The organism is Sphingomonas segetis (assembly GCF_009720245.1).
GTDB classification, from domain to species: domain Bacteria; phylum Pseudomonadota; class Alphaproteobacteria; order Sphingomonadales; family Sphingomonadaceae; genus Sphingomicrobium; species Sphingomicrobium segetis.
This window is the reverse complement of sequence record NZ_WJSQ01000079.1, coordinates 1-12231: the sequence shown is the minus strand read 5'-3', so window position 1 is coordinate 12231 and position 12231 is coordinate 1. Positions and strand designations below refer to the sequence as shown.

14 protein-coding genes are annotated in these 12231 nt (G+C 65.8%); 6 read left to right on the top strand and 8 right to left on the bottom strand.

All coding sequences use genetic code 11. The annotated features are described in order from the left end of the window. Positions 1–1248: amidase (locus GH737_RS09030; RefSeq protein WP_155264508.1), on the top strand; the 1248-nt coding region annotated here is incomplete at its 5' end. Here the strand turns inward: GH737_RS09030 and GH737_RS09025 are convergent. Continuing rightward, complete coding sequence (locus GH737_RS09025) at positions 1245–1559, bottom strand: DMT family transporter (protein WP_155264507.1); 315 nt, start codon at positions 1557–1559, stop codon at positions 1245–1247. The two genes, GH737_RS09030 and GH737_RS09025, sit on opposite strands and share 4 nt — an antisense overlap. A 50-nt stretch (positions 1560–1609) precedes the next feature. Between GH737_RS09025 and GH737_RS09020 the strand changes: the two genes are divergently transcribed. Next, a complete protein-coding gene (locus GH737_RS09020) occupies positions 1610–2254 on the top strand; it encodes a DUF1345 domain-containing protein (RefSeq protein WP_155264506.1) in 645 nt (214 codons plus the stop codon). Here the strand turns inward: GH737_RS09020 and GH737_RS09015 are convergent. From GH737_RS09015 to ispG, 3 genes are read right to left on the bottom strand one after another with little or no spacing between them, the layout of a single operon-like run. Then, positions 2251–3150 carry a DMT family transporter gene (locus GH737_RS09015; protein ID WP_230558718.1) on the bottom strand — a complete coding sequence of 300 codons (900 nt, stop codon included), beginning with the start codon at positions 3148–3150 and terminating at the stop codon, positions 2251–2253. The genes GH737_RS09020 and GH737_RS09015 overlap by 4 nt on opposite strands. Positions 3151–3167: 17 nt before the next feature. Beyond that, positions 3168–3296 (bottom strand): hypothetical protein, encoded by a 129-nt coding sequence (locus tag GH737_RS15990; RefSeq protein ID WP_275401956.1) that lies wholly within the window; start codon positions 3294–3296, stop codon positions 3168–3170. A 38-nt stretch (positions 3297–3334) separates the two neighbouring features. Further along, positions 3335–4501, bottom strand: a complete 1167-nt coding sequence (gene ispG, locus GH737_RS09010; RefSeq protein ID WP_155264505.1) for a flavodoxin-dependent (E)-4-hydroxy-3-methylbut-2-enyl-diphosphate synthase — start codon at positions 4499–4501, stop codon at positions 3335–3337. A gap of 121 nt (positions 4502–4622) precedes the next feature. On the opposite strand from ispG, the gene GH737_RS09005 reads away from it, so the two are divergent. Genes GH737_RS09005 through GH737_RS08990 form a run of 4 tightly spaced genes read left to right on the top strand, consistent with a single transcriptional unit; the run spans position 4623 to position 9631 of the window. Next, the gene (locus GH737_RS09005) at positions 4623–6803 is read left to right on the top strand and encodes a toll/interleukin-1 receptor domain-containing protein (RefSeq protein ID WP_155264504.1); all 2181 of its coding nucleotides are present in this window, start codon (positions 4623–4625) and stop codon (positions 6801–6803) included. Between the two features lie 32 nt (positions 6804–6835). Next, positions 6836–7270 carry a hypothetical protein gene (locus GH737_RS09000; protein ID WP_155264503.1) on the top strand — a complete coding sequence of 145 codons (435 nt, stop codon included), beginning with the start codon at positions 6836–6838 and terminating at the stop codon, positions 7268–7270. A 37-nt stretch (positions 7271–7307) separates the two neighbouring features. Then, positions 7308–7823 carry a hypothetical protein gene (locus GH737_RS08995; RefSeq protein ID WP_155264502.1) on the top strand — a complete coding sequence of 172 codons (516 nt, stop codon included), beginning with the start codon at positions 7308–7310 and terminating at the stop codon, positions 7821–7823. Then, positions 7820–9631, top strand: coding sequence for a hypothetical protein (locus tag GH737_RS08990; protein WP_155264501.1), 1812 nt, complete (start codon positions 7820–7822; stop codon positions 9629–9631). Before GH737_RS08995 ends, GH737_RS08990 begins: the two co-directional genes overlap by 4 nt. Here the strand turns inward: GH737_RS08990 and GH737_RS08985 are convergent. The 4 genes from GH737_RS08985 to GH737_RS08970 all read right to left on the bottom strand — a co-directional run bounded on the left by GH737_RS08985 (position 9628) and on the right by GH737_RS08970 (position 11894). After that, a complete protein-coding gene (locus GH737_RS08985; protein ID WP_155264500.1) occupies positions 9628–10551 on the bottom strand; it encodes an alpha/beta hydrolase in 924 nt (307 codons plus the stop codon). The two genes, GH737_RS08990 and GH737_RS08985, sit on opposite strands and share 4 nt — an antisense overlap. After that, a complete protein-coding gene (locus GH737_RS08980; RefSeq protein WP_155264499.1) occupies positions 10548–10793 on the bottom strand; it encodes a hypothetical protein in 246 nt (81 codons plus the stop codon). Before GH737_RS08980 ends, GH737_RS08985 begins: the two co-directional genes overlap by 4 nt. A gap of 105 nt (positions 10794–10898) precedes the next feature. Further along, entirely contained in the window at positions 10899–11102 is a 204-nt protein-coding gene (locus GH737_RS08975) for a type II toxin-antitoxin system antitoxin (protein WP_155264498.1), read from the bottom strand. Between the two features lie 9 nt (positions 11103–11111). Then, positions 11112–11894, bottom strand: a complete 783-nt coding sequence (locus GH737_RS08970; RefSeq protein ID WP_420853437.1) for an SPFH domain-containing protein — start codon at positions 11892–11894, stop codon at positions 11112–11114. Between the last annotated feature and the right edge of the window lie 337 nt (positions 11895–12231).

Sequence of the window (12231 nt, the reverse complement as noted above, 5' to 3'; positions counted from 1 at the left end):
AGCCTCGCGCTCGCGGGCAACGTTACCAACCGCGACGCGCCGCTGGTCGCGCGGCTGCGCGCCGCCGGCGCGGTGATCCTCGGCAAGACCAATCTCAGCGAGTGGGCGAACATCCGCTCGTCGCACTCGATTTCCGGCTGGAGCGCGGTCGGCGGGCAGGTGCACAACCCGTGGGCGCTCGACCGCAATCCCTGCGGAAGCTCGAGCGGAAGCGGCGCTGCGGTCGCGGCGGGGATCGTCCGGTTCGCGATCGGCACCGAGACGGACGGTTCAGTTACCTGCCCGGCCGCGATCAATGGCGTTGTCGGCCTCAAGCCCACCGTCGGGCTGGTCAGCCGCACCCACATCGTCCCCATCAGCCACAGCCAGGACACAGCCGGGCCGATGACCGACGACGTGCGCGACGCCGCGGTTCTGCTGACGGTGATCGCGGGCAGCGATCCTGCTGATGCGGCGACCGTGGAGGCGGACAAGCACAAGACTGATTATGCCGCGCAGCTCGATGCGGATGCGCTCAAGGGCAAGCGCATCGGCGTAATGCGCTTCGCTTCGACCGAGCAGCTCGATCCGGCGTTCGAGACCGCGCTCGCCATCTTGCGCGAGCAGGGTGCCGTTCTCGTCGACATCAGGAAGTTCGACGACAGCGCCATCGGCGGCAACGAACTCACCGTCCTGCTGACCGAGCTCAAGGCGGATATGGCCGACTATCTGAAAGGCAGCCCGGCGCCGATCGCCGTCCGCAGCCTCGCTGACCTCATCGCCTTCAACAAGGGTCACGCACAGCAGGAGATGAGCCTGTTCAGCCAGGAATTGTTCGAGCAGGCCGAAAAGACCACAGGCTTGAGCGACCCGGCCTACAAGAAGGCGCGCAACGCCAGCCTTGCGGCAGCGGGGCCGAACGGCATCGACCGGCTGCTGAAAGACTACAGAATAGTCGCCCTGGTCGGCCCAACGGCCGGGCCGGCGTGGAAGATCGACGCGGTGAACGGCGACCAGTTCAGTGGCGGCGGGGCAGCCTCTCTCGCGGCGGTTGCGGGCTACCCGCATCTGACCGTCCCGATGGGGCTGGTAAAGGGCTTGCCCGTCGGCCTCAGCTTCATGGGGCCCAAGTGGAGCGAAGCGCTGCTGCTGTCATTGGGCTATGCGTATGAGCGGGCGCGCGGCCCCTTCCCGACTCCCAAATTTTACCGCTCCATCGAGGAAGGCGACCCGCAGGTAGCGCCCTATCTCGAGCCAGCGCCGCGCTAGGCCGTCAGCTTGAGCGCCGCGATCGCCGCGACGATCGCCAGGATCAGCAGCACGCGCACCGTGCTCGACGGCTCTTGGAACCAGAGGATGCCGACAACGACGGTTCCGACGGCGCCGATCCCGCCCCACACCGCATAAGCGGTGCCCATCGGAATCGAGCGCGAGGCAAGCTCGAGCAGGGCCATGCTGATCGCGACCGAGACCAGGAAGGCAATCGTCCACGGCACGTTCCTGAACCCGTCCACGAACCGCAGCGAAGTCGTGAAGCCGACCTCGAAGAGGCCCCCGACGATCAGCCAGAACCAGGGCATGGACACTCCTTTACTGGACGCGCGTGAATCCGGCGATAACCTGCGCCGCCATGGCTGACAGGAGGGGCATCGGCAACAGGATCGCGCCGCCGCGCTTTCTGCTGTTCGTCGCCCTGCTGATTGTCGGGACCTTCGTCGCCGGGCACTTGCTCCACGCCCCGACTCTCGGATTCATGGCAGGCTTCGATTTCGCCGCCGTCCTGTTCCTCGCGTCATGCGCACCTTTGCTTGGCGGGCGCAGCGCCGCCGAGATCCGCAGGCATGCCACCGCGAACGACGCCAATCGGACAATGCTGCTCGGGATTACCGGAGTCGTAATGGCCGTGCTGCTCGTCGCCATCGGCGCCGAAGCCATGGGAGGCAATCCCGAACCCTTCACCAAGGGTTTGATCATCTTCACGCTCGCGATCGCATGGCTGTTCAGCAACACGATCTATGCGCTGCACTACGCCCATCTCGCTTATGGCAACGAGTGCCACGAATGCTCGGGCCTCGATTTCCCGGATACGGCGGAGCCGGATTACGGTGACTTCCTATATTTCGCCTTCACCTGCGGAATGGCGTTCGCGACGTCGGATGTGCAGGTCACGAGCCGACCCATGCGCAGGGTAGTGACCGCTCATTCCCTCGCGGCGTTCGCGTTCAACATCGGCGTGCTCGCCTTCACCATCAACGTGCTCGGAAGCGGCGGCTAGGCGGCCATGTCGATTTCCGGCGGGACCGGATGCTTGCGGCGCGCGGCAATGAGGCAGCCGCCGACGATCAGCGCCGCCCCGGCCACTGTGGTTAGCGTCACGCGCTCGCGGAACACGAGCCAGCCGAGCGCGGATGCCCATAGAAACGCGCTGTACTCCGTTACTGCCAGATAGCTCGCCTCGCCGCGCGCATAGGCCCAGGCGAACAGCAGCCCCCCGCTCGTGGAAAGAGCCGACGCGACGACCACCCAGGTCAGCTGCCCCTCGGGCCATTCGGGCACGCCGACGAGCGGCACTGCCGCCATCCACAGGAGCAGCACCACGATCGACTGGAAGAAGTTGATCTCGAGCGGCCTGGCGGCGAGCGCCTGCCAGCGCATCATCAGGATGTTGACCGAATAGCAGACCGCCGAGGCGAGGATCGCGGCGATCCCGAGCAGCACGTCGTCGGCGACTTCGGACCGTGCCTGCCCGACGACGATCACCACCACCCCCGCGAAGGCGGCGAGCGCACCGGCAATCGAGCGCCCCGCGAGGCGTTCCTTGAGCACCAGCGGCGCGAGCACCATCGCGATCAGCGGAGCGATGAAGGTGAGCGCGATCGCCTGTGCGAGCGGCACCCGGCCGATGCCCCAGAAGAAGAGCACTGCCATGACCGTCACCACGATACTGCGCGCAACGTGGATCCACAGCGTGCTGCGGCTCGGCCACTTGGTGCGGCGCGGCAGGTAAAGGCCGGCGCTGAGCGCGAGGTTCGCAACCGCGCGCCAGATGCTGACGGCAACGATGCCGATCGCGATCACGAGGTGCTTCATCACCGCATCCATGATCGACAGCACCGCGACCGCGGCGAGCGCGGCAAGGAAGCCCTGGACCGGATGCGAAACGCGGCGCACGCGCCGCCTCTAGCGGCTTAGTCTTCGGCGTGAAGGGGCGTGGCTGCCGGAGCCTTGTCGATCAGCATCGGCGGCTGCGCGCTCTCGGCTGCGAGCGAGTTCGCGAGCGCAATTGCGGCAAGTCCGATGAGCAGCAGCTTGGTCACGGCGCGATGCTGCGCCGGAGAGGTGAAGAAAGGCTAAACTACTCCGCGGCGTCGAGGACCGGCAGCGCCCGCGCAGGCTTGCTTTGGCCGCTGCCCCCGGAAGCAGCGTCGCTCGCCTCGATCTCCGCCGCCTTCGCCTCGACCAGGCTCACGATATGCTCGATCATCTCGGCGTCTTTGACGTGGTGGTCGGTCACGCCGGACAGATAGACCATGTGCGTGCCGTTACCGCCGCCGGTGATTCCGATGTCGGTCTCGCGCGCTTCGCCGGGGCCGTTGACGACGCAGCCGAGGACGCTGAGCGACATCGGAGTCTTGATGTGCTGCAACCGCTCCTCGAGCGCCTGGACGGTGCGGATCACGTCGAAGCCCTGGCGCGCGCAGCTCGGGCATGACACGACTCGAACGCCACGGTTGCGGATGCCGAGCGCTTTCAGGATTTCGTAGCCGACGCGGACTTCCTCCTCCGGCTCGGCCGAAAGCGACACGCGGATGGTGTCGCCGATCCCGGCCCACAGCAGATTGCCCATGCCGATCGCCGATTTGACGGTTCCTCCGATCAGTCCGCCCGCCTCGGTGATGCCGAGGTGGAGCGGGCAGTCGACTTCATTGGCGAGTTGCATGTAGGCGGCGACGGCGAGGAACACGTCGCTCGCTTTCACAGCCACCTTGTACTCGCGAAAACCGTGGTCCTCGAGGATTCGGATATGGTCGAGCGCACTTTCGACCAAGGCCTCCGGACAGGGCTCGCCGTACTTTTCAAGCAGATCCTTCTCGAGGCTTCCGGCATTCACTCCGATGCGGATCGCGCAGCCGTTGGCGCGAGCCGCGGCGATGACCTCGCGGACGCGCTCTTCCGAGCCGATGTTGCCCGGGTTGATGCGCAGGCAGGCGGCGCCGGCGTCAGCGGCTTCGAGCGCGCGTTTGTAGTGGAAGTGGATGTCGGCGACGATCGGCACCCTCGCCTCGCGCACGATCTCCTTGAGCGCCGCAGTCGCCTGCGGCGTGGGACAGGATACGCGGACGATGTCCGCGCCCGCTTCCTCGCAGCGGCGGATCTGGTCGATCGTCGCCTTCGCGTCCTCGGTTGGGGTGTTGGTCATGGTCTGGACGCTGATCGGCGCGTCTCCGCCAACGGGGACAGAGCCGACCATGATCTGCCGCGACTTGCGCCGCTCGATATCGCGCCAGGGACGGATGGACATGCGCCGCATATAGGCGCTCTCGCGAGGACGGCAAAGCCGCACCGACGCATATCGAAATGCAATCGCGACTCTTATCGCATTGTGTTAACAGCGCTTAACGGGACTCGCTCGGGGGTGGCCGATGGCCAAGCTTGCCCGATTGCCGCGACTGGAGAGGGCGGCTCGACGGGAGCCGGCGCACGGCCGCGCACCGCGGCTGAGGACGCGCTACTACGCGTTCCTCAGCTACAGCCACAAGGACAAGGAACTCGCCGACTGGCTTCATTGCGAGCTCGAGAAATTCCGCGTGCCCAAATCGCTTGCGGGTAAGCTCACCGCGAACGGCGTGGTCCCGCGGCGGCTGACCCCGATTTTTCGCGACCAGCACGATCTGTCAGCGGGCGACGACCTCGCCGTGGAGATCGAAGCTGCGCTCGCCGCCTCGCAATTCCTCATCGTGCTGTGCTCGCCGACTGCGGCGACGTCGCGGTGGACGAACCTCGAGATCGAATCGTTCAAGCGGACGCGGCCCGAAGGCTGCGTCCTCGCTGCCGTGCTCGCGGGCGAGCCTTTCGCGAGCGACGTACCCGGGCGCGAGCACGAAGAATGTTTTCCGCCCGCGCTGCGCTTCAAGTACGACCGGCGGGGGCACCGCACGTCGAAGCGCGCCGAGCCGCTGGCGGCCGACTTCCGCCAAGGCGCGGAAGGCAGGCGAATCGCCTTCCTCAAGCTGATTGCGGGGATGCTGGGGATCGGCCTCGACGATCTGGTGCAGCGGGAGACCGTCCGCCGCCACCGGCAGCTCGCTTTCGTTGCCGCGGCGTCGCTCGCCGGAATGGCGGTGACGAGCACGCTTGCCGTGACCGCATTCCAGGCGCGCGACGAGGCGAGGGAACAGCGCAAGCAGGCCGAAGGGCTGGTCGGCTTCATGCTCGGCGACCTCAAGGACAAGCTTGAGCCGATCGGCCGCCTCGATGCGCTCGACGCGGTCGGCAGCCGCGCGCTCGCTTATTACCAGCATCAGGACAAGGCCGACCTGTCCGACGAAGCTCTGGCGCAGCGAGCGAAAGCGCTCACGTTGATCGGCGAGATTGCCAACGCGCGCGGCGACCTTACGGGAGCGCTGAGCCGCTACCAGGAAGCGCTTGCGAGCACCGGCGAAGCGGTCCGGCGATACCCCGACGATCCGCAGCGATTGTTCGACCATGCCCAGAATGTCTTCTGGGTCGGCTACATCGCTTATCAGCGGGGGCAGCTGGGCGCGGCGGCGGCGCGGTTCCGCGAGTACGAGCAACTGGCCGACCGGATGGTCGCGCTTGCACCCGACAAGAAGGAGTACCGGCTCGAGCAGGATTATGCGAACACGAATCTCGGAACCGTGCTGATGGCGCAGCACCGCTATCGCGAGGCCGCGGCGACCTATGGGACGACGCTGGGCCTCGCAGAGGCTCTCGCTGCGTCCGAACCGGCGAACCGCGACTATCAAAAACAAGTGAACGACACCCTTGCCTGGCTCGCGGACGCGCAGGAAGCTTCCGGCGCACTCGAAGAATCGTTGGCGACGCGCGAGCGGCAGCTGCGCCTGCTCGCCGACCTGGAGCGGGCCGATCCTCGAGATACCGAAGTCCAGCGCGACCTGATGACTGGCCGACGAGCGATCGGCCGCCTGCTAGGGTCGACTGGAGACGTCGCCGGCGGGCTCAAGCAGGCCACGGCTGCAGTACGTATCGCGGATGCCCTGTTCCGGATCGAGCCCGAGAACACCGAGTGGCTCCAGGCCAATGCCGCTGCGCGTTTCGACCTCGCCGATTTGCAGCTCGCCGCCGATCAGGTGTCCGAAGCCGCTGCGACGACGCGATCGGCCTGCGATCTCGCCCGGCGGCTTGTCGGACGCAACAAGGACGTCGCCGACTGGGTATCGCAGTTCCGCTCCAGATGTTTCCGGATGCGTTCGCGGCTCGCGCTGGTTGGCGGCGATTACGGGCAGGCGCTGGACCTCGCCCGACAATCGCTGGTCGCGGCGCGAATGACGCCCAAGCCGATCGAACGGGGGATTCTTTCCTTCTGGGCCCTTTCCACCGGGGCGAACGCACTCGATGCAGGCAAGCGTCGAGACGAAGCGGCCAAGTGGCGGAAGGCGGCCGTTCAGAGCATCCCGAAGCGGATCGATCTTGCTCCGAATGAGCAGGCCGCGCTTGCCGCGCTCAAGCTGCGGCTCGGCGACCGGGCCGGCGCCGAGCCGCTGATTTCGACGCTTTCGCAAATGGGCTACCGCCACCCGCGATACCTCGCCGCTGTCAGGGAATACGCAGGTCGAACATGAGTTGATTAGCACTCGCAAGAAGGATCAGGATCATGACACACGACGAAATCATGCAGGAGCAGACGCATATGACCGATCACAAGATACCGCTCACGGCGACCATCGTCGGCAACAAGGTCAGGATCAGCGGCAACGGCGACGCCGACCTCAAGCCGAACTCCGGGGGACATCGGTTCGAGTTCGCCATCGCCAGTCCGCCTGGGCTGACCGTGGAGTTTGCAAGTCTCGACAGCGAGGACAATTGTTCGACATGCCCGCCGGCTTCGGGCGAAAACTCAAAGCAGATCGTCAGCGTGAAGATCTACCCGACCACCGCCTCGTTCAACGACAACAACAACAATTCGGTGCCGATGGACGTCAGCTACCAATGGAATTTCACGTGCGATAACCCGAAGCTGACCGTCGAGCCGTTCGATCCGATCATCAAGAACGGCGGGACGACCACTCCGGTCAGCGGTATTGCCTAACGGGTGACGAAGGCGCGATAGAAGCGAGGGGGGACAGATGAAAGCGGACACGATCGAGCTCATTCCCGTCGGCCAGCCCACGCAGCCGTTGAAGTGGCAAATGTCGAAGAATGGCGCTCCTCCGCAGGCGCAAGGTCATTACCCGGTCATCCACGTGCCCGATCGCGACACCGGCGACATCACGTTCACGATTCGCCATCCCGGCAGCATCAAGTTCGCCGCCACGGACGCGTTCTGCGCCCAGCAGGGCACCGGCAAGCCCCAGACTTGCGACAAGACGGTCTTCACTTCGGCGATCAATCAGAAGGGCCAATTGGTCGTTCATGACGCGAACCCGTTCGATGCGACCTACACATATGTAATCAACTTCGACGGCGCGCCGCAGCTCGACCCGATTATCAAGAACGGCGGAACGACGAGCCCTGTCGGGGGCACCAAGTCCACGGTCACGCCCACGATCGAGGTGCTCGGGATTCTCTTCGCCGTGGCGATCATCGCGCTGATCATCTGGCGGGTGAACGTATCGGCTGCGCAAAAGAAGAAGGGTCCTTGATCCAGGAGCAGGTGCGGCCGGGGCCGCCGGCGCTGCCATTCGTCTTGTCGGTCGGAATCACCGGGCATCGTGCCGAGGCTCTTGAGCCCGAAGCGGCGGCCGCGCTGCCGTCGCGCATCGCCGATGTGCTCGAGAGGATCGGCACTTCCGCGCTCGCGCTTTCCGAGAGCGCCCGAAGCTCCTTCTCGTCCACTCCGCCGGCGCTGCGTTTCGTGTCCGCGATCGCCGACGGGTCCGACCAGATCGCGGCCGACCAGGCCTTGTCGATGGGCTGGGAGCTGCAGACGATCCTGCCTTTTCGCCGCGCCGATTACCGGGCCAGCCTCGCCAATGCCGAGGCGCAGGAACGCTTCGACGCGCTGCTCGCCCGGGCCACGCGGGTGCTCGAGCTCCCCGGCGAGGACCCCAGCGACGTCGAAGCCTATGTGATGACGGGCCGGGCGACCGTCGCCCATTGCGACGCGCTGATCGCCGTCTGGGACGGGCTTCCGCCGCGCGGGCGCGGGGGCACTGCCGAGGTCGTCCAGATGGCGGTCACCGCGGGCAGGCCGGTGATCCACATCCCGCCTGAACCAGACAAGCCGATCCGCATCCTGTGGGCGGCGTTCGACCCCGTCGTCGACACGTCCGGCGTCGATCCGATGTCGGAGCGGCCGTTCGACCTCGACCATGTCGAGCGCATGCTTGCGGGCCTCCTGCTTCCGCCGCCGGACCAGCAGGAACGTCGCTTCCTCGCCGGATTTTACGCCGAGCGGCTGCCGCGCTTCCGCCTGCGCTTCGAATACCGGCTGCTCCTCGCCACCGCAGGCGTCCGCCGGATGAGGCTCAGCGACTTTACCGAAAGGGAAAGCGCACGCTGGATCGAGGAGGAATGGCGGGACTTCCGAGAGAAATGCGTCCAGGCGCACAAGGTCGAAGCACCGATCGCGCTGCTGGAAGAGGCCTACAACTGGGCCGACCGCCTCGCGACCAATCTCGCGCTGACCTATCGCAGCGGGCACATCTTCAGTTTCGTCATGGGCGGGCTCGCGGTGTGCATGGGCCTCGGCGCCTTCATGTTCCCGCACCTGAAGATCCAGGAAGCGTTCGCCGAAATGATGATCACCCTGGCGATCATCCTCAACGCGCACATCGGGACCAAGCGGGAATGGCACCGACGCTGGCTCGATTACCGTCAGCTCGCCGAGCGGCTGCGGCCGATGCGCAGCCTCAAGCTCCTCGCCATTGCCGCGCCCGACCCGCCTGGAACTGCAACCAACCCGGTCGCGCGGCGCTGGATCGATTCCTATGCCAGCGGCATCTGGCGGGCGATGGGGTGCCCCTCCGGCGCCATCGACGGCGCCGCCGCCGGACGAATCGCGCGGGCGGTCGCCGACCACGAAATCGCTCCCCAGGTCAGCTATCACGAGCGCAACGCACACGTGATCCATCTTCTCGACCACCGTCTCGAGAGACTGGGGACCTTCCTCTTCTTCGCAACGCTGATCGTCTCCGACATCACGCTCGTCGGGCTCGCGACCAACGCATATTACGTGACCGAGTACAGCAACTGGTTCACCCTGATATCGGCCGGATTCCCGGCGCTCGCGACGGCAGTGTTCGGGATCCGCTTCCAGGGTGATTTCGGCGGCGACGCGCTGCGCTCGCTCGCAACCGCCGACACCCTGCGACAGATCGATCAGGAACTGCGCAAGGATCCGGCGCTGTCGCGTGCCGCCGACCTGACGGAGCAGGCCGCGCGCTTCATGCTCTCCGATCTCGACGAATGGCGGCTCGTCAACCAGCAGCGCGACCTTTCGGTCGGCTAGCGCCTCACGAAATCGGCAATCGCGGCGACCAGGTCCGCGTCGACCGGCAGGGAAGAGTCCGAATAGGTCGCGAAATTGGCCGCGCGGTCGTCAGTCGAGACGTCCTTCAGCACGTGATTCATCGACGGAAGCAGCACTAGCTTGGCGCTCGGCTGAGCCGCCGCGAGCGCCTTCGCGTCGGCAACCGAAACCTGCAGGTCGCGCTCGCCCTGGACGATCAGCAGCGGCACCTTGAGCGAAGTGGCGAGCTTCGCCGGATCGTAGCGGAAGACGTCGATCAGGAAATCCTGCACCGGCGGTGCGAACAATTTTTGCAGCGCAGGATGCATGGCGCTCACGTCGACGTGAGCGCCGCGCTCCAGCTGATCCAGCGCAACCATCGCCGAATCGAGCAGCGGCGCGTTCGCAGGGTTTGTGCGCAACTGTTCGCGAATGACGTCGCTTAGCTTCCGTCCTGCGCCCGAGACCAGGATGACGCCGCAAATGCCCACCGGCTCCTGTGCAGCAGCAAGCGCGACGAGCGCGCCTTCGCTATGACCGAGCACCCATACGCACCTTGCGCCGGTCTGGTCGCGGATCGACTTGACCCAGCTGTGCGTGTCGGCCGCGTAATCGCCGATGGTGACCTTGTTGGCGTCCGCAACCGCGGCCTTGCTTCCGAACATGCCGCGCTTGTCGATTCGGACCGTCGAAACGCCTTGCCCGGCCAGCGCCTCGGCAAGCAGCCGAAAAGACGCCGCGGTCAGCCCGGCAGGGTTGTTGCCGTCGCGGTCGGTCGGACCGGAACCGGGGATCATCAGCACGACCGGAGCAATGCCGCCGACACCCAGCAGCGTTCCGGCGAGCGCACCCTGCGGACCCGGAGCGCTGATGGGCGTGGCGACCGATGCGGCGGCAGCTGCGACCATTGCGAACATCATTCCCTCTCTCCCCAGCGCCAGCGCCAGCCGCCCTTGGTGGTGCGCGCGACGATTGCGACAAATGCGACGGTAAGCATCGCGAAGGCGCTGATATAGGCCAGCAAGCTGTGCGGAATCAGCAATCCGGCCGCAGCGATCGACGCGATGTAGCCGATCAGCAGCAGCCATCCCTGCCAGGCGATCGGCAGCCCCGCGCCATAGCCGTAGCGCTTCGATGCGAACCATTCGGGACCGTCGCTCATCTGGCAGAGCTCAGTGCGACCCCGATGCCGAGAAGAAGCAGCACCAGCGCAACGGCGATGAGGATGAGCTTGTGCCGCGGCATCGAATGAAAGGCCATGAGCATCTCACTTCTCCTTCTTCGAAGGTCTGCCGCGCTTGCGCGGCGCAGGCGCCTTCAATCTCACGCCGCGTTCGGCGAGCGCTTCCCTGAGCAAGCATTCAACCTGGGCGTTGACGCTGCGAAGCTCGGCGGCGGCGCAGCGCTCGACCGCCGCCCACAGCGCGGAGTCGACGCGCAGCGGATAGGCCTTGCGGTCGCCGTCGGGCACGGCTCACTCCTATTGGTAAAGCGTGCCGGCGTTGACGACGGGCTGCGTATCGCGCTCTCCGCAGAGCACGACCATGAGGTTGGAGACCATCGCCGCGCGGCGTTCGTCGTCCAGCTCGACGACATCCTTCGCGGACAGCTGCTCGAGCGCCATCTCAACCATGCCGACAGCACCCTCGACGAGGGTTCGACGCGCCGCCACCACGGCCTGAGCCTGCTGCCTGCGAAGCATGGCCTGCGCGATCTCCTGGGCGTAGGCCAGGTGGGTAAAGCCGCATTCGTCGACCGTGATCCCGGCGACCGCGAGCCGCGCCTGGAGTTCCGTGCGAAGCTCCGCATTCACCTGTTCGTGGCTTCCCCGGAGCGTGACTTCCTGGTGCTCGAAGTCGTCATAGGGATAACGCGAGCCGATGATCCGGATCGCGGCCTCGACCTGCACGCGTACGAACTGCTTGTAGTCGTCGACGTCGAACAGCGCCTGCGCCGTGTCGACCACGCGCCAGACGATCTGCGCGGCCATCTCGATCGGATTGCCGCGCAGGTCGTTGACCTTGATCTTCTCGGAAATGAAGTTGTTCGCCCGGACGGAAACCTTCTTCTTCATCATCCACGGCCACGTCCACCGAAGGCCAGTCGAACGATCCGTTCCGCGGTAATCGCCAAACAAGGTAACCGCTGCCGCCTGGTTGGGCTGGAGCATGTAGAAGCCGGGCACGACGAGAATGAACACGAGCGTTGCGATGACGACGATCGCGATTTCCGTCGCGCGCGGCCCGTCGGGCAGCCGCGAAATCGCAAAAGCATCGGCGAGGATCGCCAACACGACAAGAACCAGCAGCAAGTAGCCGCTGGCTGTCGACGCCAGCCTCTCGCTTGTCGGGTTGAGGGCAATGACTTGGTCGTCGGACACTTCCGCCTCCCTTTAATTTGATATCATAATAATATGATTCGGGTTACTCGTCAACTGGCGCGGATGGAGACCCGCCGCTATGGCCGCGCGGATGACGGAAACACGCTGGCGGCTGGTAATTCATGGCGGCGCGGGATCGATGCGGCCCGGGCGCCTCGACTCCCGGCAGGACAAGGCCGCGCGCGCCGGCCTGGAGGCCGCGCTCGCAGCCGGCGCGGCG

Coding starts and splice junctions, on each gene's coding strand:
- GH737_RS08985 (WP_155264500.1), bottom strand. CDS start 10,551: ATGATGTTCGCAATGGTCGCAGCTGCCGCCGCATCGGTCGCCACGCCC.
- GH737_RS09000 (WP_155264503.1), top strand. CDS start 6,836: ATGACACACGACGAAATCATGCAGGAGCAGACGCATATGACCGATCAC.
- GH737_RS09020 (WP_155264506.1), top strand. CDS start 1,610: ATGGCTGACAGGAGGGGCATCGGCAACAGGATCGCGCCGCCGCGCTTT.
- GH737_RS08995 (WP_155264502.1), top strand. CDS start 7,308: ATGAAAGCGGACACGATCGAGCTCATTCCCGTCGGCCAGCCCACGCAG.
- GH737_RS09005 (WP_155264504.1), top strand. CDS start 4,623: ATGGCCAAGCTTGCCCGATTGCCGCGACTGGAGAGGGCGGCTCGACGG.
- GH737_RS08980 (WP_155264499.1), bottom strand. CDS start 10,793: ATGAGCGACGGTCCCGAATGGTTCGCATCGAAGCGCTACGGCTATGGC.
- GH737_RS09025 (WP_155264507.1), bottom strand. CDS start 1,559: ATGCCCTGGTTCTGGCTGATCGTCGGGGGCCTCTTCGAGGTCGGCTTC.
- ispG (WP_155264505.1), bottom strand. CDS start 4,501: ATGTCCATCCGTCCCTGGCGCGATATCGAGCGGCGCAAGTCGCGGCAG.